This window comes from Kosmotoga pacifica, from assembly GCF_001027025.1.
GTDB lineage: Bacteria > Thermotogota > Thermotogae > Petrotogales > Kosmotogaceae > Kosmotoga_B > Kosmotoga_B pacifica.
Genome location: NZ_CP011232.1, coordinates 114036 through 141020 on the forward strand (window position 1 = coordinate 114036; position 26985 = coordinate 141020).

At 42.0% G+C, this 26985-nt stretch carries 44 protein-coding genes; 34 read left to right on the plus strand and 10 right to left on the minus strand.

All coding sequences use genetic code 11. The annotated features are described in order from the left end of the window. The first annotated feature begins 202 nt into the window (after window positions 1-202). Entirely contained in the window at window positions 203-940 is a 738-nt protein-coding gene (locus tag IX53_RS00530; protein ID WP_047753689.1) for a DUF5131 family protein, read from the plus strand. Here IX53_RS00530 and tcmP read toward each other — a convergent pair. The 7 genes from tcmP to IX53_RS10385 form a co-directional block, all read right to left on the minus strand. Continuing rightward, window positions 924-2015 carry a three-Cys-motif partner protein TcmP gene (gene tcmP, locus IX53_RS00535; protein ID WP_047753690.1) on the minus strand — a complete coding sequence of 364 codons (1092 nt, stop codon included), beginning with the start codon at window positions 2013-2015 and terminating at the stop codon, window positions 924-926. The two genes, IX53_RS00530 and tcmP, sit on opposite strands and share 17 nt — an antisense overlap. Before the next feature lie 163 nt (window positions 2016-2178). Further along, the gene (locus tag IX53_RS10840) at window positions 2179-2322 is read right to left on the minus strand and encodes a hypothetical protein (protein WP_156173061.1); all 144 of its coding nucleotides are present in this window, start codon (window positions 2320-2322) and stop codon (window positions 2179-2181) included. Window positions 2323-2333: 11 nt separating this feature from the next. Then, on the minus strand, window positions 2334-3248 hold the full coding sequence (locus IX53_RS10380; RefSeq protein ID WP_053001072.1) for a lamin tail domain-containing protein: 915 nt from the start codon (window positions 3246-3248) through the stop codon (window positions 2334-2336). A gap of 26 nt (window positions 3249-3274) precedes the next feature. After that, window positions 3275-3619, minus strand: coding sequence for a hypothetical protein (locus IX53_RS00545; RefSeq protein WP_047753691.1), 345 nt, complete (start codon window positions 3617-3619; stop codon window positions 3275-3277). A 46-nt stretch (window positions 3620-3665) separates the two neighbouring features. After that, window positions 3666-4217, minus strand: a complete 552-nt coding sequence (locus IX53_RS00550; RefSeq protein ID WP_047753692.1) for a DUF4352 domain-containing protein — start codon at window positions 4215-4217, stop codon at window positions 3666-3668. Window positions 4218-4241: 24 nt separating this feature from the next. After that, on the minus strand, window positions 4242-4856 hold the full coding sequence (locus tag IX53_RS00555; RefSeq protein ID WP_047753693.1) for a hypothetical protein: 615 nt from the start codon (window positions 4854-4856) through the stop codon (window positions 4242-4244). 13 nt (window positions 4857-4869) lie between these two features. Beyond that, window positions 4870-5520, minus strand: coding sequence for a LexA family protein (locus IX53_RS10385; protein WP_053001073.1), 651 nt, complete (start codon window positions 5518-5520; stop codon window positions 4870-4872). A gap of 137 nt (window positions 5521-5657) precedes the next feature. Between IX53_RS10385 and IX53_RS00565 the strand changes: the two genes are divergently transcribed. Further along, the gene (locus tag IX53_RS00565; RefSeq protein WP_047753694.1) at window positions 5658-5888 is read left to right on the plus strand and encodes a helix-turn-helix transcriptional regulator; all 231 of its coding nucleotides are present in this window, start codon (window positions 5658-5660) and stop codon (window positions 5886-5888) included. 137 nt (window positions 5889-6025) lie between these two features. Here IX53_RS00565 and IX53_RS00570 read toward each other — a convergent pair whose 3' ends face one another. Together IX53_RS00570 and IX53_RS00575 are read right to left on the minus strand one after the other, a co-directional pair. Continuing rightward, the gene (locus IX53_RS00570; RefSeq protein WP_047753695.1) at window positions 6026-6400 is read right to left on the minus strand and encodes a hypothetical protein; all 375 of its coding nucleotides are present in this window, start codon (window positions 6398-6400) and stop codon (window positions 6026-6028) included. Further along, window positions 6390-6974: a hypothetical protein gene (locus IX53_RS00575; RefSeq protein WP_047753696.1), complete on the minus strand. Its 585-nt coding sequence runs from the start codon at window positions 6972-6974 to the stop codon at window positions 6390-6392. Before IX53_RS00575 ends, IX53_RS00570 begins: the two co-directional genes overlap by 11 nt. 25 nt (window positions 6975-6999) lie before the next feature. On the opposite strand from IX53_RS00575, the gene IX53_RS00580 reads away from it, so the two are divergent. Next, window positions 7000-7221: a hypothetical protein gene (locus tag IX53_RS00580; protein ID WP_047753697.1), complete on the plus strand. Its 222-nt coding sequence runs from the start codon at window positions 7000-7002 to the stop codon at window positions 7219-7221. A gap of 28 nt (window positions 7222-7249) precedes the next feature. Then, complete coding sequence (locus tag IX53_RS00585) at window positions 7250-7588, plus strand: hypothetical protein (protein WP_047753698.1); 339 nt, start codon at window positions 7250-7252, stop codon at window positions 7586-7588. 98 nt (window positions 7589-7686) lie between these two features. Here IX53_RS00585 and IX53_RS00590 read toward each other — a convergent pair whose 3' ends face one another. Then, complete coding sequence (locus IX53_RS00590; protein WP_047753699.1) at window positions 7687-7956, minus strand: hypothetical protein; 270 nt, start codon at window positions 7954-7956, stop codon at window positions 7687-7689. A gap of 156 nt (window positions 7957-8112) precedes the next feature. Here IX53_RS00590 and IX53_RS00595 point away from each other — a divergent pair, with 156 nt between their 5' ends. The 30 genes from IX53_RS00595 (at window position 8113) to IX53_RS00740 (ending at window position 26777) form a co-directional block, all read left to right on the plus strand. Beyond that, window positions 8113-8298, plus strand: coding sequence for a hypothetical protein (locus IX53_RS00595; RefSeq protein WP_047753700.1), 186 nt, complete (start codon window positions 8113-8115; stop codon window positions 8296-8298). Continuing rightward, window positions 8273-8467, plus strand: a complete 195-nt coding sequence (locus tag IX53_RS00600; RefSeq protein ID WP_047753701.1) for a hypothetical protein — start codon at window positions 8273-8275, stop codon at window positions 8465-8467. Before IX53_RS00595 ends, IX53_RS00600 begins: the two co-directional genes overlap by 26 nt. 70 nt (window positions 8468-8537) lie before the next feature. After that, the gene (locus IX53_RS11030; RefSeq protein WP_218916071.1) at window positions 8538-8753 is read left to right on the plus strand and encodes a hypothetical protein; all 216 of its coding nucleotides are present in this window, start codon (window positions 8538-8540) and stop codon (window positions 8751-8753) included. Beyond that, complete coding sequence (locus IX53_RS10845; protein ID WP_218916072.1) at window positions 8701-9069, plus strand: hypothetical protein; 369 nt, start codon at window positions 8701-8703, stop codon at window positions 9067-9069. Before IX53_RS11030 ends, IX53_RS10845 begins: the two co-directional genes overlap by 53 nt. Before the next feature lie 284 nt (window positions 9070-9353). Continuing rightward, complete coding sequence (locus IX53_RS00615) at window positions 9354-10307, plus strand: YqaJ viral recombinase family nuclease (protein ID WP_047753704.1); 954 nt, start codon at window positions 9354-9356, stop codon at window positions 10305-10307. A 2-nt stretch (window positions 10308-10309) separates the two neighbouring features. Further along, window positions 10310-11185 carry a recombination protein RecT gene (gene recT, locus IX53_RS00620; RefSeq protein ID WP_053001074.1) on the plus strand — a complete coding sequence of 292 codons (876 nt, stop codon included), beginning with the start codon at window positions 10310-10312 and terminating at the stop codon, window positions 11183-11185. 77 nt (window positions 11186-11262) lie between these two features. Further along, the gene (locus IX53_RS00625; protein WP_047753705.1) at window positions 11263-12123 is read left to right on the plus strand and encodes a hypothetical protein; all 861 of its coding nucleotides are present in this window, start codon (window positions 11263-11265) and stop codon (window positions 12121-12123) included. A 46-nt stretch (window positions 12124-12169) separates the two neighbouring features. Next, complete coding sequence (locus IX53_RS00630; protein WP_047753706.1) at window positions 12170-12829, plus strand: ATP-binding protein; 660 nt, start codon at window positions 12170-12172, stop codon at window positions 12827-12829. Between the two features lie 12 nt (window positions 12830-12841). After that, window positions 12842-13201 (plus strand): hypothetical protein, encoded by a 360-nt coding sequence (locus IX53_RS00635; protein WP_047753707.1) that lies wholly within the window; start codon window positions 12842-12844, stop codon window positions 13199-13201. Further along, entirely contained in the window at window positions 13155-13550 is a 396-nt protein-coding gene (locus IX53_RS10390; protein WP_082128420.1) for a single-stranded DNA-binding protein, read from the plus strand. Before IX53_RS00635 ends, IX53_RS10390 begins: the two co-directional genes overlap by 47 nt. Before the next feature lie 13 nt (window positions 13551-13563). Then, complete coding sequence (locus IX53_RS00645) at window positions 13564-14007, plus strand: hypothetical protein (RefSeq protein WP_047753708.1); 444 nt, start codon at window positions 13564-13566, stop codon at window positions 14005-14007. A gap of 127 nt (window positions 14008-14134) precedes the next feature. After that, window positions 14135-14371 carry a hypothetical protein gene (locus IX53_RS00650; protein WP_047753709.1) on the plus strand — a complete coding sequence of 79 codons (237 nt, stop codon included), beginning with the start codon at window positions 14135-14137 and terminating at the stop codon, window positions 14369-14371. Continuing rightward, the gene (locus tag IX53_RS00655; protein WP_047753710.1) at window positions 14356-14586 is read left to right on the plus strand and encodes a hypothetical protein; all 231 of its coding nucleotides are present in this window, start codon (window positions 14356-14358) and stop codon (window positions 14584-14586) included. The genes IX53_RS00650 and IX53_RS00655 overlap by 16 nt, the downstream gene beginning before the upstream one ends. A 61-nt stretch (window positions 14587-14647) precedes the next feature. Then, a complete protein-coding gene (locus tag IX53_RS00660) occupies window positions 14648-15028 on the plus strand; it encodes a sigma factor-like helix-turn-helix DNA-binding protein (protein ID WP_218916073.1) in 381 nt (126 codons plus the stop codon). 184 nt (window positions 15029-15212) lie between these two features. Beyond that, the gene (locus IX53_RS00665) at window positions 15213-15638 is read left to right on the plus strand and encodes a hypothetical protein (protein ID WP_047753712.1); all 426 of its coding nucleotides are present in this window, start codon (window positions 15213-15215) and stop codon (window positions 15636-15638) included. Further along, window positions 15635-16870 (plus strand): terminase large subunit domain-containing protein, encoded by a 1236-nt coding sequence (locus IX53_RS00670; protein ID WP_053001076.1) that lies wholly within the window; start codon window positions 15635-15637, stop codon window positions 16868-16870. The genes IX53_RS00665 and IX53_RS00670 overlap by 4 nt, the downstream gene beginning before the upstream one ends. Window positions 16871-16879: 9 nt before the next feature. Next, window positions 16880-18124: a phage portal protein gene (locus tag IX53_RS00675; RefSeq protein WP_082128421.1), complete on the plus strand. Its 1245-nt coding sequence runs from the start codon at window positions 16880-16882 to the stop codon at window positions 18122-18124. Beyond that, on the plus strand, window positions 18087-18932 hold the full coding sequence (locus IX53_RS10395) for a structural protein (protein ID WP_156173064.1): 846 nt from the start codon (window positions 18087-18089) through the stop codon (window positions 18930-18932). The genes IX53_RS00675 and IX53_RS10395 overlap by 38 nt, the downstream gene beginning before the upstream one ends. Before the next feature lie 12 nt (window positions 18933-18944). Further along, a complete protein-coding gene (locus tag IX53_RS00685; protein WP_047753713.1) occupies window positions 18945-19211 on the plus strand; it encodes a hypothetical protein in 267 nt (88 codons plus the stop codon). Between the two features lie 13 nt (window positions 19212-19224). After that, entirely contained in the window at window positions 19225-19818 is a 594-nt protein-coding gene (locus IX53_RS00690) for a DUF4355 domain-containing protein (RefSeq protein ID WP_053001078.1), read from the plus strand. Window positions 19819-19823: 5 nt separating this feature from the next. Beyond that, window positions 19824-20912: an SU10 major capsid protein gene (locus IX53_RS00695; protein ID WP_047753714.1), complete on the plus strand. Its 1089-nt coding sequence runs from the start codon at window positions 19824-19826 to the stop codon at window positions 20910-20912. Window positions 20913-21081: 169 nt separating this feature from the next. Further along, entirely contained in the window at window positions 21082-21546 is a 465-nt protein-coding gene (locus IX53_RS00700; RefSeq protein WP_047753715.1) for a hypothetical protein, read from the plus strand. After that, window positions 21543-21854, plus strand: coding sequence for a hypothetical protein (locus IX53_RS00705; protein WP_047753716.1), 312 nt, complete (start codon window positions 21543-21545; stop codon window positions 21852-21854). Before IX53_RS00700 ends, IX53_RS00705 begins: the two co-directional genes overlap by 4 nt. Next, on the plus strand, window positions 21847-22236 hold the full coding sequence (locus IX53_RS00710; RefSeq protein WP_047753717.1) for an HK97 gp10 family phage protein: 390 nt from the start codon (window positions 21847-21849) through the stop codon (window positions 22234-22236). Before IX53_RS00705 ends, IX53_RS00710 begins: the two co-directional genes overlap by 8 nt. Next, complete coding sequence (locus IX53_RS00715; RefSeq protein ID WP_047753718.1) at window positions 22233-22643, plus strand: hypothetical protein; 411 nt, start codon at window positions 22233-22235, stop codon at window positions 22641-22643. Before IX53_RS00710 ends, IX53_RS00715 begins: the two co-directional genes overlap by 4 nt. A gap of 13 nt (window positions 22644-22656) precedes the next feature. Continuing rightward, window positions 22657-23157 carry a hypothetical protein gene (locus IX53_RS00720; protein WP_047753719.1) on the plus strand — a complete coding sequence of 167 codons (501 nt, stop codon included), beginning with the start codon at window positions 22657-22659 and terminating at the stop codon, window positions 23155-23157. A gap of 61 nt (window positions 23158-23218) precedes the next feature. Further along, window positions 23219-25567 (plus strand): hypothetical protein, encoded by a 2349-nt coding sequence (locus tag IX53_RS00725; RefSeq protein WP_047753720.1) that lies wholly within the window; start codon window positions 23219-23221, stop codon window positions 25565-25567. Continuing rightward, window positions 25567-25962, plus strand: a complete 396-nt coding sequence (locus IX53_RS00730; protein WP_047753721.1) for a hypothetical protein — start codon at window positions 25567-25569, stop codon at window positions 25960-25962. The genes IX53_RS00725 and IX53_RS00730 overlap by 1 nt, the downstream gene beginning before the upstream one ends. Next, window positions 25959-26318, plus strand: a complete 360-nt coding sequence (locus tag IX53_RS00735) for a hypothetical protein (protein WP_047753722.1) — start codon at window positions 25959-25961, stop codon at window positions 26316-26318. Before IX53_RS00730 ends, IX53_RS00735 begins: the two co-directional genes overlap by 4 nt. A gap of 12 nt (window positions 26319-26330) precedes the next feature. Further along, entirely contained in the window at window positions 26331-26777 is a 447-nt protein-coding gene (locus IX53_RS00740) for a hypothetical protein (RefSeq protein WP_047753723.1), read from the plus strand. Window positions 26778-26985: the final 208 nt, after the last annotated feature.

Below are 26985 nucleotides of genomic sequence, written 5' to 3' on the forward strand. Positions count from 1 at the left end.
GATCCCTCCCCAAGAAATTGAAGCACGAAAAGAGGAAGATGATGCAAAATGGTAGAAAAAATTATACCATAGTTAGAATAAAAAAGAGTCATTTCTCTTACTAGTCACTAGATGGACAGCTTAAAATTTTGTTTTCCAGAATTTTTGATGTACAATAACAATGGTATAGATGCTCATACCACTCCACCGAGGGGGAGAAATTATGTCTTCAAGTACAAAAATTGAATGGACTGAAGCGACCTGGAATCCAGTTACCGGTTGTTCGAAGTTTAGTAAGGGTTGTGTACATTGTTATGCTGAGAGATTATGTAAAAGACTTCAGGCGATGGGAAGCAAAAAATACAGAAATGGTTTTCAGCCAACAATTCACCCAGAGACTTTAACTGAACCATTTAAATGGAAAACTCCCAAGATGGTTTTTGTTGTTTCTATGGGAGATCTCTTTCACGAATCAATACCAGATTATTTTATTCAGCAAGTCTTTACGGTAATGAACCAAGCTTACTGGCATACTTTCCAAGTACTTACAAAAAGGGCTGAAAGATTTTTGGAGATTTCTAGAAGGGTTAAATGGACTTCTAACATCTGGGCTGGTGTAACCGTAGAATCGGAAGAGTACAAGCACCGTATAGATCTTCTGAGAGAAGTTCCGGCCAGAGTTCGTTTCGTTTCTGCAGAACCTCTCGTGGGTGACTTGGGAGAGCTTGACTTACAACAAATCCATTGGGTAATAGCAGGAGGAGAAAGCGGTCCTGCTTCTAGAAAATTAGAAGCCGATTGGGTTCGTAGTATTCGAGACCAATGTTTAGAACAGAATGTTCTTTTCTTTTTTAAACAATGGGGCGGATTCAATAAAAAGAAAAACGGCCGGGTACTTGACGGTAGAACTTGGGACGAAAAACCAAACAAGACTATGACCGTTTTCATGCAGAGTACTTGATTTTTATAATCGTGGATTTTATAGGTCTCTTACGATTTGGGACAAATTCAACTTCATCATCATTTCGAAGCTTAACAAGAAAGTCTCCAATAACTTTTCCATCCCAAAGAAATTCATCATTCATAACAAATCTTTCCAATATCTCTTCAAGTTTAACTTCTTTCCTATCAAATTCTTTACACAAATGATGTCTGAATTCATCAAGACCTGGAATGAATATTGACAGCTGTTCTTTGTTGTATCTCTTATCATTAGAAAAATAATGGTTAGAAGTACTAAGCCCCCTCATAATTCCTTTCATTATTTTTAATCCTTCCTTATGATGTGTCAGATGATATAAATCATATAGTCGCATGCGTTTTTCGCTATGTCGCATAATATACTTTAAAACATAAGAATTTTCAATGCGCTTTTTAAGACACTTTTCGTATGTATTAGATATTTGCTCGTCTGTCATAACTGAAATATCAATGGCTTCACCAAAAATTTCAGTCGTGTCCGCTAATGTACGATTTTTCCTTGTTCTTACTAAATCAGATAGCATAAAGTTATATAAAACTTCAGATCGATCAAAATCCATGAATCTGATTATGTGCTTCATTGGAACAGTGGTAGCATTATATGGATCTATAAAAGTAAAGGAAGCAGCTCTTAGTTCATTTACTTCAAAAATTAAATTATCAAGAACAGCAGAATAATCCTCGTTAATACATTCATATTTTATGCTATTCATAAAATCATTGAAGTCATTATTGTCAAAGCCGTCATCATTAATTGTAAGATTCCTAATATTGTTTTCAAGCTCCTTACAATCAGAATTGTCTTTATCTATAAATCTAAAGTGGAATGTTGTTCTCTCATGTTTTTTCCAGGCTTTGTACGCTTGCTCAAGAGCGATTATAGGAGAACCTTTGAACCCGTTTTTATATATCCCGGGTCCGGAGCAAGTATCAATGTAAAAAACATTTTTAAATCCTGATGACACTTTCATAAACCAAGGGAAAAGATATTTCCCAAGAATTTTCTCTTTTATTTCTGAATGCTCCTTAGGTTTCCAGTTTTTTGAGATAATCAACCCCTCCTTCTCTTGCAGCTTTTTTAAAACTCTCACTACTTACACATATTGTTTCTATGATCTTTAATTGCTTTCCTTCCTCAATTCTTGGAGGATCCTGAGATTATCGTGTTGCCTACTCAGTCACGACCCCATAATTCCATTTGATTTGGAGTACTTCATACTATCTCCCCATCCTCTCTAACTCTAGGAGTATCCTAAGGTTGTCGTTCAGTTCTCGGAGTTCAGGATAAAGAACAAACGCAAAGAACAGGAAAAAGACAATGAATGCAAGGATGATAAACAATTCCACTTTTCTCGGTTTCATCACATCGCTCCTTAATATGAGTATTTATCAACTAAATTTCCGTTACTATCATAAAGATACGCTACATCCCCATCATTATTCCAAATATAAGTTCTGACCCATATGTTTTCTGTTGCCTTATTTCCAGAGTATAAACGAATAACATATCCAGGTTTCAATTCCACATTACCAAATACATACACATGTTTTGCGCCTTCATCTGTTATCTTCCATCCTTGTAAGTTCACGGGCGAAGTACCATAGTTCTTTATCTCAATATACTCAGGATTTCCGCTATATTTGATGTACGAGATTCTCACATCCCCTTTTTCCTGAGTCTGTGGTTGAGATACCTGACTTTCTTTCTCATTCTCAGAAGCATTTTCGCCGGCCCACAATCCGATTGAGTTTTCTCTGGCGTAGTCTTGGGCTTCTTTGAAAATCTTCATATATTCGTCTTTGAAGGGGAAATACAGGTAAGCATGACCATATCCATTGATAATCGCAAGAAGGTTAAAGAGAACGTACTTTGTCGAATTATTGTACTGTACTGGAACCCATACATAAGCCAAAAGCCTATTGTATTTGTCGAATTTATTCCAGTCGTAGGAGAGTTTGACTTCTCTACCAGTCAGAATCTTTTTAGCGAAATTCGAGGCTTCTTTACCGAAATACTCCACGGGCTTTGTAGGATGAACTGTCTCTGGAGTATCAAGACCTATCATCCTAACTTTTGTAAGCCATCGCTCTATTGTGACCCATATTGTATCTCCATCTACAACTTTGTATACTTCAGCGCTTTCGTAATTCTTGACTTGGTTAAAGAGGTCAAAATATTCTTCGAAGTAGAGAGCTGTGGTGTCTGCAGTAAATTCTATAACTACCGACGTAAGACTGAAAGCAAGAACGGAAAGGGTCAATATTATAAGAGTAAAAACGTGCTTCATGTGTTCAACCCCTAACTGATTACTTTTTAATGATTCCTCGATCCTACAAATGCAAAAATCCCCGCTAAACCCATTACCGCACCAAAAACCCCCATGTCCTTATAAAGTGTTGTCACTCCTATAAGAATAAGGAAAAACGCTACAATGATAAGTAGTACACCGGAGGCTTTTGGGTGTTTGAATGCCATAGAGGAACCTATAATACCTAAAATCCCCATCAAAAAAGCTCCTCCGCCAGCTAGACCAAAGCTTTCAGCAAATTCCATGTCTTCAGTCAGAGTACCAAGGCTAGAAAGCCCTAGAGCAAAAAAAGACCCAAATAACACGACAATCGAGAAAATCAGGCCGAGCACAAAAGCAGCGATTCTCACTCCCATCCCCCCTGTTATCGATTGCAGTTCCCAAAAGAACTATTTGTTATTTTAAAGTTTCGATTTTGATGTCACGAATTGAGACAACAGCAGTTTTGCTTGAAAAAAAATCTGAGTGATTCACGTAAAGCTCATTTAATTCTATATCCTCTGAGATTTCAAGAAATAAATAACCTCTCAGTGAGCCGTGAGGCCTTATTTTCCCATTAAGTCGCCTATTTATATATTTCTCTGGAGCTTCTGATGAATACGTTCTGAGGTCGTAATTGAATCCTTCAATGTCTCTCAAGTCAAAAGAGATATAATCCATGCTGATCATTTCATCCGAGTTGTTAAATATAAAGAAGTCAAATATAATACAATCCCCATACTTGAAGATGTTTTTGATTGTAATCGCAATATTTTCAAAAACAAAAGGGACATCTATCTGGACTTTTGGAATTCCATATTTATCCACCGCTTCTTTAACGGCTTCCCAAGTACCGTCATCTTTTAATAAAACTATTTGGTTATCTGTTGTTACAGCATACATGCTGGAAAAAGCGTGAAGACTCAACATTAACACTAAGAAGACAAAAAATAAAGAGGCTTTTCTCATCGCTATTCCTCCTTGAAATCTAGCTTATGATTCATTAGATGATTCTGCCTGAACATAAATAATAAAGTTTTCCAATTCTTTAACTCCCCCTTTTGGAGTAACTAATGACCATTCCAAAATAACTTGATAATCCTCTTTTGGGTCAATTGCTTTTGAATAAACAGGAAACGTTTCAATCCCAAAACCCATGTAATGGCTTATAAGGGTTATTTCCCCGGCAAAAAAAGCTTGTGCTCCGTTCTCAACCATAGATGAATACTTTTGGTATTTCTCTTTTAGTGTTCCCTTGACTTTTAAGTTGTCCAAAATTACGGCAAAATTACCTGGAACTACATCAAAGAAATCGTAATCAATCGTTTTGAATACAAAAAAACCCAACAAATCATAGTCGTTGGGTATCCTCCAACTCTTCAGTAAATCACTCATTTCTCGGAACAGTGTTTGCTCCATGTTTGGAGCATTTTGAAGTGTTCGCCTATCGATAAAATACAAACGCTCAACCTCAAATCCGTCAATAAGGATGGTTCTAGATGCACTGCACGATTCACTTAATTCACTTTCACTCAGATAGTCCGCAAACAAGGTAGAAGTAACTATTAGCAGTATTAAAAATATGAAGAAAACTTTGTGGTTTCTCAACCACAATCCCCCCTTAGTAATGCATTATCCGTTCATATTTGCCAACAACAACCCCTATAATCCCCCAAGTGATGTTACTTTCAGGTTCGATAATAATACGCTCATAATCTGGATTTTCTGGTACAAGATAGATTGTGCGTCCCTTTTTAACGAATTTCCTTATGATTCCATCATTCCCATTGACATAGCAAACTACGTATTCACCAGTATGTGCAATGGGTTGTTTTTTGACAAACACCCAGTCGCCATCTTTGAAGACTGGGAACATCGAATTCCCTTTAACTTCTAGTCCAAAATCAGCTGAGCTTTTTGAATCAATCAGAGCATAATCAATTATCTCTTCTTCCGCAGGTATTCCATTGCCAGCACATACTTTTCCTACTATAGGTATCCGTTTCATATCAGTTGCAAGTTTGACTTCACCTTTTAAATGTCCTTTGGGATCGTCAACAAGACCAAGGAGGTAATCGACGGATACATTATAGAACTCTGCAAGCATCTTTAAAGTTTCAAGGTCAGGATTGCGCCTACCCTGTTCATAGCTTCCCAAAGTACTAAAATGTACATTTATCTGTTCAGCTAATTTCCTTAAAGAAAGGCCTTTTGACTCTCTTAAAAATTTAAGTCTTTCTGCTAATGACTGCATCAAATCACCCACTAGCATTTTATCACCCTTGTATTCATATAGTAAACAAGTAGTCGTAACAGCAACGTTACCAAGAATTCTTGACATAGCGTAGTCGATTAGTATACTATATAAACGTAGTCATTATGACCACATGAAAGGAGGGAGAATACTATATGACTACTCTCAAAGAGCTAAGAGAACGCAAAGAATTAACTCTTAGACAGCTCGGAGAAAAGCTTGGAATACATTGGACAACATTACACTCCTTTGAAAGTGGCAGAAGAGCTCCCTCCTTCGAGGTGGCGGATCGAATAGCTGCGTTCTTTGGAGTGCCAATTGAAGAAATCTTTCCGAGATACAGACGCCGCTCCCCCTACCCAAAGGATACAGCTAAGGTCGGCTGAGGGAGCAAAACCTTTCGGTCGAGAGTGATCGAAAGCGGGTCTTTGAAAAGTGAATACATGGAGTTTTAAGTCACGAAGGAAATGATTTTAAAGGTTTCTTCAAACCTTGATATGGGAAATCATTTTAAAGATATCACTCAGATTCTTATAACTTTATCACCAATACGAACTGTAAGGTCTCCTTCAATTTCTGTGATTTGTTTCTGTTCAACCTTGAGCCTTCCCCGTCTACCGCCAGTAATCGGAGAAAAAGACTCAGGCAAATCAACAAAAGTTTCCTTCTTTAGAGTTACGCAGTAAGTAAAGTGGTCATAAACCTCTTTGGCAATAATATAACCTTTAGTTCTTGAAAATTCGCCAAGCTTGTATTTGCCATCGACATCTTTTACTTCAATTACTTTAGGATTTTTGATAGCAAAAATCATTTCATCTTTCACTCCATCTTTAAGACCAATGTTTATTATCACCTCAGTTTCACTAAGAATTACAACTATTTTCCCCTCAAGCGTCATATTCAACACCCCTATCTTCCAACAAGAAATTAAACCATTTAAAGATCATCATTATTTCTTCTTTACTAAGAAGAGGTTGTGAAGGTCTAAGGTGAGCATTAACAGTAAATCTTCCTTGAAGCTTTAAGTAATCAATTACATCATTCAATTGATCATCATTTGCCCAATAAAAATTATTGCCACTTTGAAATATCGATCTAGGGTAAATTTTATCACCTATTTTGGCATCGAAATGAAGATCGTATTTTGGCCAATGCGCTTTTTCTGGAATATTTATCTTTTCATCAATTAACTGAATCGGTATGTAAAAAACTTTATTAGGTTCTTCATACTCCATGAAATTAATTTGGTCGAATTCAGCTTTCAATACACTCAATAATTCTTCAAGTAAATTACGCATCTCAAAAGGGGTAGAGGGATTTGTAAGAGCTTTTAGCCTACCCTTAAGATTCTCTAACTCATTTAAATATCGTCCAATTTCTTCATCAATATCATGATAACGCTCTCTTATCAATTTACCTATAGTTATTGCCAGTTCTGAAGCTTGAAATGCCAAAGCAAAGTACTCAGTCATTTTAACCACCTCGGAGGTGTTAATCATGAAAGAAATCTTAGAGCTGATTAAAGAAAAGGACTACGCCAAAGAACAAGGCTATAAGCTACTAGAAAGTTATGCAAGTTTTGCAAAAATTCAACTACAGTTTCAACAAAGACTTGTTACCGAACAAGATTATATCAAATCTCTAAAGAATTTCTTAAATGTATGTATTGAGGTCCTCGATTTCTTGGAAAAAATCGAACAACAGGACCGTAAAGGGTGAGGAAAATCACTAAGACGGAGGAATAACTATGGATAAGGTTATTTGTAACTTTGAGGACGTTATTCGCAACGGCATAACAGTCGGAGGCATTCATTACCGTATAGTGATTGTCGATGAAATGGCAGGGAACACAATAGGCGAGGCCAATTATGAAAGAGACCTAATAACCCTCAAGCGCTGCGAACCCCAAAGAATGCAAGAGACATTACTCCACGAGATAATGCATATCATTTTTTATCATTCGGGATTTGATGAACACAACGAACGCGACATATCATCAATAGCCACTTGGTTATATGCAGTCCTGAAACAGAATAAAGAAGTGTTTTTTGCGATTTTGAACACAAGGCAAGGGGCAAATAGTTAATGATTATTTTTTGAGCCTAATTTATCACATCCAGGTCCTACACAGGATCGTAAAGGGTAAGGAAAGAGAAAGGGGTGTGGGTAAATATGGGAAGTAAATCACACAATCTCAGAGCAGCTGGACAGAATTAGCACACCAATATTGATGTCCTCTTCTTCAAAAGCTTTAAGAAGTTTCTTTTTTTCTATCTTCAAGGTAAGAGTATTGATGTTATCAGCGTATTTTAGCTTGGTTGTAGTCGGGAGCTCCAAATATTCACCACCAATACATACATTATCGTAGAATCCGTACTTCTCAAATATTTCGTTTACTTTTTTGTGGGCGCCTGAAGAAGGGTTATCGAGATCATAAGTAGCTAAAATGTACAAGTTCGATCCCCCCTTTATTACCCACACCCCCGAAAATATTTTATCACATTGGAGTTACAAAACAAAAGAAATGCAATCTGAATCGCGCTTTCTCACCCCCCTTGACCGTCGGGGAGCGATTACCCCGGCGGAACTTTCTAAAAGGAGGCGAGCTTCATGAGGACACTTACCGAACTTGAAGAGGAAATCGAGGAACTGAAGGCTCTTATTCGAAGTGCAGATGAAGAAAAGCGCAAAGAGATTGAAGCGCGGCTGGATGATCTTATGAGAGCCTACGGCGTTGAGTCCTACATTGAGAACAGGAGGAGGAAGAGTGATGGAGGAACTCAGCGAAAGGATTGAATACGCTCAGGAGATCTATGTTGAGTTACTCAAACGAGGTCACAATCTTCTGGCTGAAAAGGTTCAAGGAATCATTGAAGACCTTCAGGAAGATTTAGAAAACGAGTGGTACATAGGCCAGTACGGAATCTGGGGCTGGTTAGGGTTGTCAGAAAAAAGCTTCATGTGAGAGGTGAGAAAGAATGGAAAAAGAAAGAGCAAAAAGGTTAGGAAGGGCGCTTTTCCCTATCATTCGGAAAATGAAGGAATCTGGAGAATGGAAATCTTCAGATGAGATCGACTGGAAAAGGACAGCTGAAGCCTTAGCTCCACATGTTCTTAGGTTCAGAGAAGAAAGGGGGGCTCTGAATGCCAAGAATTATCACAAAGAGAATTCCGATTGTGCGGTTGATACAGGAGAACATGGACAGCATAGCACTGTCGTGGCAGCAAAGACGGATTCTGAAAGAGTTTAATAAATGGGAGCTGGTCGAAGATGAACTAAAGGAGTACATCTTAATGGAAATTAAGGAATCAACAGGCAGAACTAGGGTGATCCTCGAAAGAATTCTGAACCTGATTCTCAAGATCGATGAAGCCCAGGACCGGCAGATTGATGAGATCGCAAAGAAAGCAATACTTATAGCTCATATCAACAGAATATCAAATCAGATCTTGGCGCCCTACGACGTGTCAGTTGAACGATACAAGCCTAGAGAAAACAGACAGCTGGTATTAAATCTACCTATTGAACTTGGGATTCAGACTTTTAGAAGGAGAGATGTTTCATGACGATGGAGGAATTCCAAGAAAAAGTATGCAAAACAGCTTTGAACGGGCTTGAACCAGACAGCTGTTCGAGCTGCCCTTATGGCTCCTATGATGGGGTATGTCAGCATTCGGAACATCCGAAAAGGAGGAGAAATAATGAGCATCAAGTGGAGAACTAAGAGAGAAAGAAAAAGGTTCCCCTGCGCGACCAGGAGAACCCGGAAATTCAGACTCTCAAAAGTCTTGGATCATATGATCCGTGACAATTATACCACATCTCTACTTTCAGGAAAGAGGGCGACAATATGGAGCAGGTAAAGACCCTATCACGCACAAAAATGACACACGAAGAATGGCTTAAAGAAAGACAAAAAGGTATCGGCGGTAGCGATGCAGCTGCCGCCCTGGGGATTTCCAGATATAAATCCAAGTTCAGGCTTTTTCTAGAGAAAACCGGAAAGGTTGAACAACCCGAACCCACAGAGAGAATGCAGATAGGAATAGAAGTCGAAGAAGCCATATTCCAGATGGTTAAAAAGAGACTCTCGGATTACGCTCTGATTCACAACAACCAGTTTTACAGGCACAACGAATACCCGTGGATGGTCGGAAACATCGATGGAGATATCTATGACCCCAGAATCAAAGAGTTTGGTGTTCTTGAGCTGAAATTTGTGTCCCCGTACATGAAAAAGGAATGGGAAGGTGAAGAGATCCCTCAAGAATACATCATCCAGCTCCAACATTATTTCATAGTCACAAACAGGTCTTGGGGATATATAGCAGCTCTGATAGGCAACGAGGAGCTGTTGATCAAACGAGTAGAGAGAGATGAAGAATTATGCAAAATGATCATTGACGGCGAGAAAAACTTCTGGCTTAACCACGTCGAAAAGAATATCCCACCTGAAATTGACGGTTCAGAAGACGCTGAAAGGCTCCTTAACCAGCTTTATCCAGAATCTTACCCGGAGGAAATCCAGCTTCCACCAACAGCCGAGACGTTAATCGAAGAGCTGAACGAATTGAAAGTGCAAAAGAAGGATCTGGAAGAGGAAATCAGGCTAAGAGAAAACCAGATCAAGGAAATGCTCGGAGAGTTTGAGTCCGGAAGAGTCTCCAGATATCAAGTGTTTTGGAAGACCGTTATTCAGAAAAGACTTGATAGCAAGAAGCTCAAGAATGAACGACCTGATTTATACGAAGAATACACGAAAGAAACTCAATACAGAAAGTTCAGCATCAAGGAGGCGAAATGAGTATGGCAACGGCCGAAAAGGTGAAAAATCAGTTAGCTAAGAAGGGGAATGGAAAGAAAAGCATTACCATTATGGACCTATTAAACGATCCCAAGATGAAATCACAAATTCAGAGAGCTCTTCCTAATGGAATGAGTGCCGAAAGAATCGCCAGGATAGCATTAACAGCTTTAAGAATGAACCCGCAGCTTCAAGAGTGTTCTCCTCAAAGTTTCGCGGCAGCATTAATGACTTCAGCTCAATTAGGTCTCGAGCCAAATACTCCCTTAGGTCATGCCTGGTTAATTCCCAGGAAGAACCACGGAAAAATGGAAGTTCAATTTGAACTCGGTTATAAAGGAATGCTCGACCTCGTGAGACGGTCCGGAATGATTACAGCGATATTTGCAGAGGAAGTAAGAGAAAAGGATGAATTCGAGTTTGAGTATGGTACTAATCCCTACTTGAAGCACAAGCCCTATCTGGGCGGCGATCGTGGAAAGGTTCTCTTCTACTACGCAGTCGCCACGTTCAAAGACGGAGGATATGCTTTTAAAGTTATGTCGATCCCTGAAATTGAAGAAGCCAGGAAGCTCAGCCAATCTGCAAATTCTCCTTACTCTCCTTGGAACAGGTTCTATGACGAGATGGCGAAGAAGACGGTACTGAAGAGATTGTGCAAATATTTACCGCTAAGCATCGAAGTCCAAAGGAATCTTGCACAAGACGAAACGATCCGAACCCAAATTGAAGCAGACGATATCCTCGATCTCCCAAATGAGAATGAGTTTGAAGTTGTTGAAGTTGAAGAAATCCCTGGTGAAGAAGAAAAAGAAGAAGCTAAAGAAGGACCTTTTCCGAATAAAGCTCTTAGGGAGTCACCTACCCCCTTAACATAAATACTCCCCACTCCCCTGCCTGGCCTGGACCACCAGGCGGGGCTTTTTGACTCTTGCAAACAATGGTGGTGAATGAGATGAAGTTAAGCACTGTCTTTAACCAATATTCGAGATTCCGTCTGGATCACGAACTGGCCCATTCGGAAGAAATATTGTTCATCGCTCTTCTGGCACAAATCAATTGGGCCCGAGGCGAGAACAATAACCTTCTGAATACCAAAGTCGTGATCGGGAATCCGAAATTGGTTGTGCTTACTCGTATGTCTATAAAGCAAATTCAAAGAGCCAGGAATTCTCTAATGCAAAGAGGGCTCATTGAGTTTAAGAAAGGCACTGGGAAAAAGCACTATGCAGAGTATTCTCTCGGGCCATATTTTAAAAACTTGGACAAAAACTTATGTCCTGATGACCAAGTTAATGACCAAGAAAATGTCCAAGTTTATGTCCAAGTTTCCGACCAAGTTTCTGTCCAACGTAATAAGAGTAATAGAGAACAAGAATATTTTAATAAGAATTCTTCTAACGAAGAATTCTGCGAAAATCCTTCGCAAGACGAATCTTTCCTGGATGATCTTAACCAATACGAACGGCAAGTTGTTGATACATGGATAGCTGTAATAGGTCCCTTTCAGAAAGACTGGCTTAATGACCTTCATGAAGTTCTGAAAGAATGTTATCCCTCACAGGTCAAGAACGCCATTACTACAATCGCTAGAACTAAAGCAGAAGTGATGAAAGAACAAGGATTCCCATACTTGAAGGATCCTTTGTTGAAGGGTGCCTTTGGAAGGAGGGGAAAAGGTGGAACAGCTAAAAGAAATAAATCCAGGGTCTCTAAAGAAGATTGGCTCGAAAGGTTCAAAAACCCAGCTGGAAGAACTATCACAGACGAGGAGCTGGAGTCAATCATTTACAAGCCAACAGGAAGCGATAAGTGAATGCTTAAAGTTATGTCCTGGTCCAGAAGAGTGCCCTGTTGCAGGAGTGCTATATTTCCAGCCCGAGAATGATATATATGGGCCTTACAGCTTCAAGTGCCCAAGATATGCCAAATGGAAAAAACAAGTAGAGCTTGAAAAAAAGGTGATGGAAGCTATACCAAAGAAGTTCTGGGATAAGAACTTCGATAATTACATCCCTGTCAGCGAAGACACAAAAACAGCCCTTGAAGTCTGCCGAAAATACTCCAGTGCAAAAGCCTGGAGAACGGGATCAAACTTAATAATACTCGGGACTTATGGTATAGGGAAAACACATCTTGCAGCTGCGATTGTTCGCTTCGCAATAACACAAGGAGATAATGCTGTTCTTGTAACTGCCCCCTCTTTGGCTTCCGGCTCGATTGAAGATATCCGTGAAAGGTTCAAACATATCCGGAATGTAGAGCTCATTGTGATCGATGATTTTTCAAACGAAGCGGAACATAAGCTGGTTGCTGGAGAGATTTTTGAACTCATAAACTATCGCTATGAAGCCGAATGCGGTTTAGTTATCACTTCGAATTTGACTCCTTCAAACCTCAAAGAAGCACTTGGTGACAGAGTCTTCGATAGGATTCTGGAAAGGACGCTTATATTGCATATCAAGGATGTTGATAGCTACCGCAAAAGAAAGCGCGAGAAGTATCTTGAATGGATGGATTAGGGAGGCGGGAGGATGGTCCAGCTCCGACTTTTCAACGAAGAAGAGAAGCTCAGACAACTCCAGGAAAGATACTGCCATCTTGACGCTCTATTCTGGAAGACCAGAGACAGAAACATTCGAAAAGAGCTTGAAAAGGTACGCATGGAGCTGACAGGCCAGCTCCTCAAAATGGGTTATGAAGTGGACCATGAAGCCAGGAAGATGTATCTGGAATATTTACGGGAAAACCAAAAACTGATCCAGGCTACCAGAGATTTCTGTATGGATGTAGGTATGTGGAGCCAGGAAGACGAAGAACGCTATCAAAAAGTAAGGAGGGCTCTGAATGCCGTATCTAAATCACGTTCAGTTAATGGGACATATAGGCCGTGAAACGGAATTGAAATTTACTCCTAATGGAAAGACATACAGAATCCTTTCTCTTGCCGTTTCAAGAGGAAAAGACCGTGATGGGAATGAACGAGGGACAGACTGGTTCAGGGTTATCGTGTGGGGCGATCAGCCCTGGTTGGATGAAATAGAAAAAGGCGATCTCGTTTTGGTACTCGGAAGGATTCAGATCGACCGTAAAGATGAAAAGACTTTTGTTAGCGTTATGGCCAGCAGAGTTTTCAGGCTCAGGGGAAAACTCCAGGCTTCACAGGAAATTGAAACCACAGAAGAACCGGAAGCCGAATACATCCCACCGGAAGTGCCTGAGAATGACGATGTGCCGTTTTGAGGAGGGATAGCTAATGCTGTTTGGGAGGTTTTACACGACATTGGAGAAAAATGCCTTGATCTCCGATATGAAGCGAGACGATGGAATAGTTACGATTATGGTTCACTATGAACCGCTCATGAAAGAATACATTTTCGTGTTAGGAGAATTGGTTCTTGTCCGCATTAGAAACTTTTGGACGAGAGAGCTGATAAATATGATCAAACCGAAGGGTGGTTACCTTGAATGGTTGGTAAATAAAACGCGAGAAGACTTTATGAAAGGCTGCATATCGAAAGAAGAAGTGGAAAAGTTAATTGATCCTAATTTTCTCAAAGAGTATCCCGGTGAGTGGTTGGAAAAGCCAAAAGAAGAGGTTGTTGTGCACGTAGAAGAAAGAGACATGAAGAAATTGTGTGATTTGCTTGTTGAAAATGGTTATGTATTTACAGTGCCTTCCTGGAATGCTGAAGAATAAACCAAGAAGGGGGGATAGAAGATGTTCCTGCTAGGACTCTGGATAGGAGGGGTTATAGGCTTTTTCTTATGCGCTGTATTGACAATGGGCTTAATCTCAGATCTCGGATCACAAAGGGGGATAAAGGATGACGAAGAAAGAAATCGCAAAAGCGCTTAGTATCGCATATAAGCCATACTCACTCTTAAGCAGGCACAAGAAAAAGATAGAGAATGTTGTCTCGGAATTGGCAAAAATGCCAGCGAATGTACATGTGTATGGAATGCTTTCTCAGCTTCGGGCTTCTCTGCATTTTTTAGAGATCTATGAAGAACTTAAGAAGAAAGAATCCTCTGAGGAGGTTGGAAAATGTCAAAGAAGTTGAAAAACACAGCAAAAGCCTTGTCAGATGTATATCCTCTTTTTTCGCTTCTTTATCGTTTCAGAAAAAAGATTAAGAATATAGAGAGCAAAATAAAGCAAACTCCGCTGGACGGCCTCAACAACAGGCTGATTACTGCGACTTTGAACTTTATCAATGCATATGAAGAAGTCGAGGCGCTATACCTGAAAGAGAGGCAAAAAGAAAGGGGTGGTTGAGATGAGAACCGCCCCGAGCATTTGGGAAATTCTAGATAAGGTCATCGAGGGAAAAATGTTAGTGAAGCAGGAAGTTCACGAGCTATGGCGTAAAAGGGATGTGTTAGAAAGATATACAGAGACTATGTTGGTTCACACTTCATCAATAGTATACTGTCGAAAACATGAAAAAGACTATAATTCCAAGATTTTTAGAGACGCTGAAGTTGTAAAAATCTTGGAAAAAATGGATGAAGCAGTCGAGAAGTTGTCTGAGGATGAAAAGAAAGTGTGGCTTTGGCGCTACCAGGAAAAGATGACCCTCGAAGAGATTGGACAAATGCTGGTTGGGTTACCAAAAAGAAGCGTTAATGCACGTAGATACTGGAGAATAAAAGCTTTTAGGACATTAAACCATATTGCGTTTGAGCTTGCAAAATTTTTGAGAACAGGGGGAACTTAAATTTTGAATTTGAAACAAGTTGTGATATACTATGTATAGTGGTTAACTTCTGCAAAAGCCCCTATATTCGGGGCTTTTTGTTTAATCATTAATTTGAAGGCCCTTCGGGGCCTTTTGTTTTTGCACTGGCAAGTTAAATACCTTGCCATACCTTTTCATATCTGAACGAAAGCGAGGTGGAAGCATGCCCAGGCCCAGTAAAATCGAGCAATATGAACTGGAAGACTACGTCCTCAAAAAATATGCCGAGGGTATGTCTTCCAGCAAAATATCGAAAGAATTAAAAGAAGAAAAGGGGATAAGCATCAGTAAAACTGCAATTGCCAATTTTCTGAGAGCGGTTCGCGAAGAGCGAGCTGAGATTTCTAAAACAATAGTTCAGGAACATATTCAGAAAACTATCCCGGACGATCTTCAAAAGCTGGACGAAATGAATGAGGAGCTTTTTAGCTGGTTCAAAGATCCCAATATAAAGAAATCCCAAAAACTTCTAATTTACGACCGACTTCTAAGGGGAATTGATCTAAAGCTTAAGAACTCCGGGGCCGGTGCAACTACTGCTGAAGACCTTCTTAAAGCCGTTGCGGAGCGATGGGGACTTGATAAATGAACAAAGAACAATTCCTAAACGATATAGGTTTCAAACCACATCCTGGACAGTATGAAGCGTTTATGTCTGATGCGAGGTTCAAAATTCTCTGCAACGGCAGAAGATGGGGAAAATCGCTCTATTCAGCCATTGAGATTCTTCCTTATGTGTTCATGAAAGATAAAAGGGTTTGGGTAGTTGGGCCAACATATGAATTGGCTCAGAAGGTCTTCAGAGAAGTTTATAAGTATGTTAGGCCTCGGAAATTCTTGTGGGAAGCAAACGGCCGCTGTGTAAATTCTAAATCCGAAATGAGAATTGTTACCAACTTTGGGACGGAAATTGTTGGAAAGTCAGCAGACAATCCAGACTCGCTGATAGGTGAAGGTTTAGATCTTCTGATAGTAGATGAAGCAGCCAGAATCAAAGAGGAAGTATGGCACGAAGCTTTAAGACCAACTTTATCGGATAGGAACGGAAGAGCCATAATAATTAGCACCCCTAAAGGTAGAAATTGGTTTTTCCGAACGTGGACACGAGGCAAAGACCCGAAGTTTCCAGAATATCAGTCGTGGCAACATCCATCCTCTGAAAATCCATACTTAAAGCCTGAAGAGATTGAAGAAGCCAGAAGGACACTGCCTGAACGTGCATTTAGACAAGAATACCTCGCGGAATTTTTGGAAGATACAGGCGGTGTTTTTCGGGGAGTTAGAAAGAATATCCGAAAAACTCTCCGGGATCCTAAACCTGGAGAGTTTTTTTATAAGGGCGTTGACCTTGCCAAATATATGGACTTCACAGTTATTTGTGTCCTTGATCAAAATGGCGACTTGGTTCACTTTGAAAGATTCAACCAAATCAATTGGAGCTTGCAAATGGAAAGAATCAAGCAGGTGGATCGAAAATACCCTGGAACTATTTGGATAGATTCTACTGGTGTTGGCGATCCGATTTTTGAAGACTTGAGACGTCAAGGTCTTAGTGTGGAAAGCTTCAAATTTAACCATTCTTCCAAAGAACAACTTATCAACAACCTTGCTTTAGCGATAGAGCAAGGAACAATCCACTATGAAGATATTCCGGAGTTAGTCAATGAGCTGGAGATCTTCGAATATCAGATAAGCCCTTCAGGAAACCTTAAAATGAGTGCTCCCGATGGCTACCACGATGACTGCGTCATAGCACTGGCTTTGGCTGTTTGGGGGCATTCTAAACCCCGGAGCTTCTCGTTTACCGAGGATATTTTGTGAGGTGGTCACATGGCAAAGAACTATTACAGGTTATGGGATCTCTTTTATGGAGATTATGACCGACAGTATTGCGAAAAGAACCAGCTTTTCATAGACACGGATAAGCAAGGCCGGGTCAAGCATATGACTAAAAGCCTTGTGGATTACGCTTTTGAGATTATCAGCACGGATTTAAGCTTGATATTTGGCAAAGGTATTGAGTTATACGACCCTGACAACGAAGCCAACACCCAAAGGCTTGAAAAGATCTTGAAGTTCAATAACTTCGACACTCTATCAAAACTCATGACGCTTCAAGGTCTGATTTTGGGTGATACGGCTGCGAAGGTAGGAAGAGACGACAATGGAAAAATCCGAATCGGGCTGGTCAACTTCCTGAATGGCGATGTTGAATACGTCAAGCAATACGGTGAGATTGTGGCATGGATCTACAAGTACCAGATGCCACACGAGAATGGGACTATCAAAGTTCGGGAAGTTTACACCCGTGATAGAGTCCAGATCTTCTACGATGAGAAAACCGTTATAGACGTACCAAATAGATATGGCGAGTTCTGGTTCGTCTTCGCACCGAATATCCCATCGATTAACTATGACGTATGGGGTGAATCGGAGCTTGAAAGGATAGGCGACACGATAGATGAGATGAATTCGATTCTTTCCCGAATAACTGCCATTGCGGACGTTTACGCAAAACCCCGAATCATAGCCAAAAACCTTGCTGACCCAGGTTCCTTGAAGCGTGAAGATAACATTTGGGCTGTCAACGCTGAAGACATTCGGATCCTGGAGTATTCAGGCAACGTCATTCCTTCACTCTTGCAGACTTACGATAGGTTGGAAAACTACCTAAGAAATAAATGTCCTGAGCTGATACTCAACGATCTTGGAAATATATCTGGGTATGCTTTGAAATTGAAGCTTTCTAAACTCATCAGGAAGATAGAAAACTACCGCGACGTGTACTTCGAAGCCTTCAAGAAGATTGCCAGACTCGCGCTCATGATGGACGGTGTGGAAAATCCAAACATCGAAATAAAAGCAGGACCTGTCATACCAGCTGACGAGGTTGAAGACCTGAATAGGTGGATTCAGCTAATCAGCATGAACCTCGTATCAAAAGAAACAGCCGCACAGGCTTTGGGAATAGACTGGGAAGCTGAACAGGAGAAGATAAACAAAGAGATTGAAATGCTCGCAGCACGCTTTATGGGCGGTGAAAACGATGTTTCCGGAGATACGGGAGCTATATAGACTCGCTGATTCGCTTGAAGAAGCCTTTCTGCGTAGGAATTTACGGCGGTTAGTTAAACGTCTCGAAGAGATTAAGAAGCTTCGCAGTTCTAAGTTAGTCACTCCGAAAAGTCTCAAGGCCATAGAAGAGCGAACTAAGAAAGCCATTCGCGAATTTGCAAGAGAGTTTGCCAAAGACTCAAAGAAGCTCCAACAAGCGTTATACAAGAATGCCTGGGAGCTTCAACTCAGAAGACTTGGAATAAAAGCGACCTTCCAAGGCATACCGCAACGTTCGTTAAGGCTCATAGATGCCGGATTAACCTACATGAAGAACTACACAGCTGACATGGTTCGGATAGCTCAAAACGAGTTAGCAGTGGCAATTATGAACGGCGACTCTTACGAGAGGGTGATCAACAGACTTCTGGAAAAGATCCCTTCAAACGGGAAACGAAGAATCCCCGTCATGGCACGTGACCAAGTGGGGCGGGTGATGCAGCAGGCGAGCTATGACTCACTCAAGAGCCATGAAGACAGGATAGCTTATTACCTCTGGCAAAACCCGCTGGATGAAAAGACTACCATCTGGTGTCGCAATCGTGTGCAACTTAACCCTTGGCCGGTGGATGTTGTCAACGAGTTTATACAAAGCAATCCGACAACTTACAAGAATCTGGAGATCACCGACCCTAAAACAGGCACTTTCCTTCACCCGCATATACAATGTCGTTCAATCCTTACAGCCATTTCAAAGAGCGAAGTGGAAGAAGAAGGCTGGACTAAGTCAGAGATTCACAAGAAATTCTCGGCTCCTAAGCGATTCTAAGGAGGCGATTATATGGCAAAGGCAATGCAAGATAAGGTCTGGAAGAACGTTCCACCGCCTGATTCAACTAAGCGTGAAGATATGCCGGCTCATGTCTTCCTGGATCCTCAAAATCGGCGTTATCCCTTCAAAAAGAAAGTTAACGGGCAGTGGAAAGTTTCGTGTGCTGGATTGTTGGCCGCATATCGAAGGGCCAACACTCAGAAAGATGCTTCCATAGCTGCCAAAGCTAAGAGTTTAGCTATCCAATACAAATGCAAGTGGGCAACTGAAGAATAAGGAGGTTTGAAAAATGGCAGATAATGAGAGGATCGAAGCTCAGAACCCAGAAGCGGGGGCTGAGGCTAACGAGACTCAAGAGGCTATTCACGACGACCAGAACCCTATGGAGGTTCTCAAAGCAACAGCTGAACAGCTCGGTGTTAAAGACATTCATATCTTCTCGGAGAAGGAGCTCCAATCCATCATTGACCAGCGGGTGACACAGGCTATCAAAACCCGTGAAGAACGACTGAGGAAGCAACAGGAAATCGAGAAGATGAAAGAGAAGGGGCAGTACGAACAGCTCCTGAGAGAGGAACGCAGGGCGGCACTGGAAGACCTGAGGGCAGCTCATTTACAAGCCAAAGGGCTTCCGGCGGACTTTGCCGAACTGGTAAACCTAGATGATTTATTAGACCACAGCTTGACGGAAGCGAAGGACAAACTTCTAAGCAAGATCGACACTATCGCTACAAAGCTGAATGAAATCATCGAACAGAAGGTAACTGAAAAACTGAAATCTATGGAACAGGGCACTTTTACAAGCCCTGAATCCCAGACCCCAACATTACCTAAAGATCCACATGAGGCTATTAAGCAAATTTTCCAACAAGCAAGGAGGTAAAGTAAATGGCAGTTAAAACAGGTCTTTTAACAACTTTTGACATAGCGGAAAATAAGGTGGACGTTTCCCCCGTACTCTCTATGCTCAATCTTCCCGAAACGCCACTTCTCAACAAGATAGGGATAGCCGCTCAGGCGGTTAATTCCACAAGGTATGAATGGTGGGACGATGTTCTGCCCGTATTCAATACCACATTGTCAGCGGCTTACTTGACAGGCGGCGGTTCTCTGACCGTTGCTTCTGTTGCTGGGATACTCCCTGGTGCTGTTATCAAGGTTGAGAGCTCCCTTTACAGGGTAACAGCTGTTGACTCAGGAACCAACACCCTCACAATTTCCGTTCTTGAGAACGACGCCGACCACTCCAGCGGTGTAACCGTTGAAATTATCGCTGTGTCCGGTAAAGAAGCTGAAGAATACGCCGATATGGACTACACACAGAAAGTCAAGAGATACAACATGACCCAGATCTTCAGGGACTATGTCAAATTCTCTGGCACACAGCTCTCCGTACAACAGTACGTAAATGAAGACGTCTTTGCTGATGAAGTCAGAAGGAAACTCCAGAGAATCAAGATCTGGATGGAAAAAGCTATCGTAAACGGTGTCAGGCTTGAACCCAGCGACAACACAACTCCGAGACTCCTTGGTGGACTTAGATGGTTCATCAACCAGAAAGGTCTCACAACAAGCGCTTCCTTCTCTGAAGCTAACCTCAAGGCTTTCTTGAAGCAGATTGTTGACGCTGGTGGAGTCGTGAAAGAGGCCTGGATGAATCCCAGCACAATGACCAACTTCCTTGACCTCGAAAGCTCCAAGCTCGTTATCGATAAAGGCGACCAGACAGTGGGTAGAAAGGTTAAACAGTACCTGTCCGAATATGGCGATCTCACACTCTACACTGATCCCCACATCCCTGCAAATGAAATCATAATTGTTGACACTTCAAAGCTTGCTGTCAAACCGCTCAAGGGCAGGGCTGCATTCTACGAAGAACTTGCTAAGACCGGTGACTACGTCAAAGGGCAGCTCATAGGCGAGTACACACTTGAGTTCAGAAATCCTGATGCTGCTGGTATCTTTACGATAGTTTAATAGATGAGGGGCTTAAAGCCCCTCTTTCTTTGTGAGGTGGTTCTATTGAAGTTCAAAGTAAAGAACAACTCCAAAAGTGTTATCGTTGACGGCATTGCTTACATGGTAGAAAACGGCATCGTAGATCTGCCAAAGGATCCGAAATACGCCGTTTTGGAGGCGATAGAAGATGACGAACCTAGAATACGCGAGACTGCTGATAAACGACAAAGACCAGAACAACCTAATATTCAGCGACACGGAGCTTCAGGAGATAATAAGCCTAAACAGCGAAGTAAAAGTAGTAGAAGCCGAACCAAAAAGTCTGGATAAAACTCTATGGCAAATTCCGTTCCGGCATCTGGATGAGACTTACACTGAGAAGATTTACAACGAGTATGAGGAAGAACTATCCGGCACGGTTGATAAGGTAACCGGCGAAATTACGCTTGACACAGCGTATGACGGTTACGTCTTTGTTCAAGCAAAAATCGTGCACTGGAACGATATACAGGCTGATTGTTTTGAGATGATAGCTACTGACATACGGCGCTGGAACTCCTACTCTGCAGGTGGGCTTAGCGAGACGTTTAGCAAAGCCGAACTCTTGGCAGTCGCTCGAAACCTACGGAGCCCTAGGGGTGCAGAATTATGACAATGAATAACATTTTCCTATGGCATAGCGAAGATGGGACATTCTGCCAGGTTTCCAAGTCTTTCGATCCCATAACGGGTGAGACTGAGACGGTCACTCAGACAGCTATAAAAGTCATCATCACTCCAGCTCAACCAGCAGATATGCAACTAGGGTTCCAGGAAGGCTCTTACAAGGTCTATGCTGACACCGATCTCGAACCCGTTGTGGGGACTGATTACGTTCTGATAAGCGGTAAAAGGTACGACATAAAACGTGTTACCATTCTTCCGGACTTCCAAGTCTGGGAGGTGGTAGAGAATGGGTAATTTCATTGGCCTTGTGATTCCGCCAGACGTGCAAAGAAAATGGGAAAAAGCTATCCGTGACCTTGGAGAAGAAGCCAGAAAAGAAGCGGTTAATGTGATTAAGGACACAGTCATGGACTTGCGTACCCGTATCGTCCAGAAAACCCCTGTCGAGAAGGGTAGGCTCCAGCAAAGCCTACAAGAACCCAGTGCAGTTGAGATCAAAGAAAGAGATCTTGAAGGCAGGGTTTTTACGAATGTCGAATATGCTCCGAGAGTTGAGTATCAGTTTTGTAAGCGCCATGGCATCAAGCATCTCATGTTTACACGCTCGATGGAAGAGATGAGGCCTAAGTTCCTTAACCGTCTTGAGAAGGCTTATAGGGAGCTGATGCGAAAATGAAGGCTTTTAAGCAGTACTTCAACAAGTACATACTCGACAATCTCGGGGCGACCTACCAGATCGACTTTGGGCAGGGATTAAATACTACGAGTTTGGACAAGTACATCGGGGTTTACTACTCCGATGAATATATTGACGACATAGCCACGGGAGATGTCACGGGTCAGAGTGTGAAGGGAAAGCAGATTAGGCAGCTGGTTGTTATCGACCTTTACGCTCGTGACGGAGTCTACTCCCTCGATGATATGCGGGATGCTGTCTGGAACGCCCTTTTGAAGAAAAACAAAATCACACTTGATAACGGCTTGACAGTCGAGATCACGGATAGGAATTTCAACGTGGTCGAACGAACGAACTGGCATTACGGGGCCATAACGTTTATAGCGAAATACATAGAAACCGTGTAAGGAGGTATGCCGAATGGCAATAAGCACGATAGTTAAGAACAAACGCGATGGGAAGCTGATAATCAAAGACGGAAATGCTACCACACCAGCTTCCTTTGAGGTAGCTTTTGCTGAAGGGGACTTCACTTTTACCCCACCAGCTGAAGGTGACCCAATAATCGTAAAAGACAAGAAAGGTGCATTTGCACATGCAAAGAAAGGCGACGCCCTTGCAAACCTTGGAAAGGTTTCCTTCTCGTTCAAATATTGCGATAAGAACGCTTACGAAGCGTTGACATGTGGAACAGTTGACGGCGTTGCGTGGGTATCCACGTCTGATGGCGACGCAACGATCCCTTACGATACCGTTGACATTGTTTACGAAATCTATGCAGACGACGGCGTGACAGTTGAAGAGACCTACACATTCACCAAAGTTTGGTTCAACCCCGGAAATATTCAGTTCAAAGAAGGCGAAGAAGCTAACACCATGAGTGCCGAAGGCGTCATCTTCGGTACATGGAGCGTGACTTGATTAGACTAACAAACAATGAGCGGGGCTTGTCCCCGCTTTTTCTTTTGGAGGTGAAAACAATATGGCTTATACATACGCATCAAGTGAAGCAACGCTGACGATAAAAAAGGAAGAGACGAAGCAGACAGGCATTGTAACCCCTGCGAACCTCATAACTGACATAGGCATTGACCAGACTCCCAGTTCCCTCAAACTCTACGGCACAACCATCGTGAATTTGCTAGGGAAGTATGGGAATTTTGAAGTAGATAGTGATAGCGACGGGCTTGCTGATGGATGGGTTAAAGAATCTAACAGTACCGCTTCGCTTATCTCAGGAGTAGTTGGGAGCTATGCTCAGAAGCTATATTTCGATAACACTGGCGGTACTGGTACAATTGGAATATATATACAGACTTCTACCGCCTATCCTATTACAGCCGGTGAGGAGTTGTTTGTTAAAATCTACCTGCGAGAAGAAAGTGAGAACACAGAGACAAACGACCCTCTGATAGAAATTCGATGGTATGACAGCTCACAAGCTTACCTCAGCTCATCATTCATAAATCCAATAACTTCTACAAGCTGGTCAATTTACTATGGAAAGTTAACAGCCCCGACAAGTACGGCATATTTCAAAATCAAAATCTCGCTGAATGTTCAAATAGGTAATATCGGAAGTATTGCCATAGACGGCTTGATACCCGTAAACCTTACCAAAATGGGAGCTTTAGACTCTGCAAGAGCTTCTGCCTATGCTCTCACAAACTGGTCAGACCTTCTCGCTGATGATTTATCAAAAGAGATTCCCTATATTGACTCCGCCGCCTGCATTGGCTGGGATTGGCCGAGCGGGGAGAAGGCGATTAGCATTGAAAACCGGGGAAAGAATCTAATAGGAACCACTTGGACAGATAAATCTGGCAGTAATTATGACCTTGGTACTACTGACTATTTTACAAAAATAGGTGATACATATATCATTTCCGCTCCGTATGATTACAGAGGAATGGTAACGGATTACATTCCAGTCGTGCCCGGAAAGACGTATATGATTTCATACCAGCTCGATGCCTCAATCACGACTGAGCTACGCATAAGACTATATGACAAAAACAAAGTGTTAATGGTTGACCAAATAAACGATTCTGGAGGTCTAAGTGGCTGGTCGTATGGGGCTGCAAAAGAATTCTTTAAAATCTTCTACTCTTCAACTACTGAGGTTCAAGCTACGGTTACCATTCCTGCTAATGTGGAATATATCCGTATTGCAATTCAATTACAAAGCACTGTTAGCCCATTTCAAGTATCAAACATTCAGTTTGAAGAAGGCTCCAGCGCTACCGACTACGAACCCCCGCACTCCGACAAAATCGAAATCCCAAGCGGGTATCCGCTGTTTGGATATGCTGGTATACAGAATACCCTAAATCTCCAAAGCGGAACATTTGAGAAGAAGTGGGATTTAAAGGTAATAAAAGGGACTGACGCTGATTGGGCTGTTAGAGACGCCGGAAGTGTAAGTACATTTATCGCTAATGATGGAAGTAGTTGGGCATATATTGTCTTCCACGATAGCTATATTCCAAATTTAGCGACAAATGAAACAAACGTTCTTTGTTTTAACTATAACGGTATTCTTGTAAGCTTTGTCTCAGTCGGATTGGATTCAGTAGCTGGAAGTAAGGAAAATATATCCACAGGTGCTGGTGACCCAGGTTCACTAACTTTCAGAATAGAGTTAGGAACTTCTTCGATAGCTGGCTGGCCTGATACTTATACCCCTACTGAAGACGACTGGAAACGATATCTAAACGGTTGGAAATATGTAGATGGAACGAGCTGGGAGCCGATTGGTTACTCAGGTGCAAGCGTAGATGCTACAACAGCTCTAAACAATCTTGTTACCGATATTTATTCTTCGGCTGACTGGCACCCGTATGTATTCTGGTATCAGCTCGCAACGCCTGAAAGTCCGACAGCTACACTCACATCAACCGGGTTCCAGCTTTATTACAGCCAGAACAACATTCTATCAGATTCCGACGTTCCAGCAGCGCTCATGGTGGAATATCAAGGTGTTTCGAGCACTCAAACTTCTTTAAGCTACGTCACGAACTTCAGAGCTCATCAGCAGGTAGAGAAGCGGATTATTCAGCCATATGACCGTTATTATAGGTTGCCACTCAAAACCAGCGAGACTCACAAACTCGGGTTTGATAAATGGCTCATAGACGACGCCACGATAAGGGATACCATAGATCAAGGTTTCTTCAGGCTTGAGCATAGCTATCTGAACGAAAACGATGGCTCTACAATCAACGAGTACTACCATCACTGCCAGATAGACAGCCACGAGCTTGTGGACGACCAAGGGCAATTGGTAGCTGAAAGAGTAGAGATATCAGCAGCTAAACGGGAAGTGGTCTAATGGGCTATGTAAGAACCCTTCATGAGGCTACAATAACACTGTCCGGGCTAACCAACAGCCCGGATATTTCTTTTGTTGAGAACGTAACTATCGCGGCTCGTGAGAGGGCGTTTTCCTATCAGGACGTAGAACAGCAAAGCATCACGAAAGTGCGGCAGGCCGTGGAGTACGAAATTCGGTTGCGGTATATGCCAACTGACTGGAACGTCCAAAAAGCTTTCGATGCTGACGAGACGTTTACACTCACAATCCAGTACACCAGCGAGAATGATGGAACTATCGTAACCGAGACATATACAGGCTGCCGATTTGAGAATCCCTCAGCGACGTTAACCAAGACCAAAGCAGTTGAGGAAAACGTCGTTATCCGAGCCACGGGGAGGACGATAGCATGATTACCATTAACGGAAAGGTCCTTGAGTATGTAGAAGGCTACGAGCCTTATGTAAGGAATACCAAAGAGCAATACTACCGCAACCCACTGACAGGTAAGTTATACCTCGAGAAACTACCTGGACAGCCCGTACAATTTCATATTTTCGAGGTAGTTGTGGACGATGATACCTACGAGTGGCTCAAAGGGCTGTACATTGCCCAAAAGAACGGTAGCACTGTCAAGTTGCAGACTGAAAAGACGAACGGTGAAGTCGAATGTGTCTTCACACCTGACGAATTCAGACTCAAGAGGGTTGTCGGTGAAGTTCCATATTGGGAAGGCACGATAGTTCTTGAGGAAGTTCAAACTAAGTGAGGAGGGAGCTAAATGGCTAATAAGGTAGTGAAGCTCACAAAGCTGAGCAAAGCTGACAAAGGCAAGTTCCAGCAGAAGGGAGTTTCGAAGGTAGAATTAGCAGACGGAACGATTTTGGAGATCCCTATCAAATCGATAGGAATAAATTTCAGAGACAAGCTAGAGGACGAATACCCTTATCCTGAACCACCCGTCACGAAGATTTTCAACAAACAGCTCAAGCGTTTTGAAGAAGTCCCAAACACAAATGACCCAAAATGGAAGGCTGAATGCGCAAAGATTGACAATATCAGGGTTTACGCCACGGTTATATGGGGAATAGACATAGAAATCGAAGGCGATACGCTAGAAGACAAGGTTCAGACTCTGTTAGACACCGGGATACCTGCGGGTGCGTTCTCCAAGATAGCCCAGGATATCATGAAACTCTCAGGTATCGACCAAGAACAGTTTCAATAATGCCCTCGAACTCCTGGGAGGCAAGGAGTCAGACGATGTAACCTTTTTCTATGTAATTTACGACATAGCTGCGGAGTATTGGCATACTCCGTACGTTTCTGAGGTTCTTCAGAAGATTTCAAAACGAGATTTGACCTTCTGGCTAGCGTATAGAGAAAAACGAAAGTATTTAGAAAAGCAAGAAATGGAAAAAGCGAAGGCGGGGCAC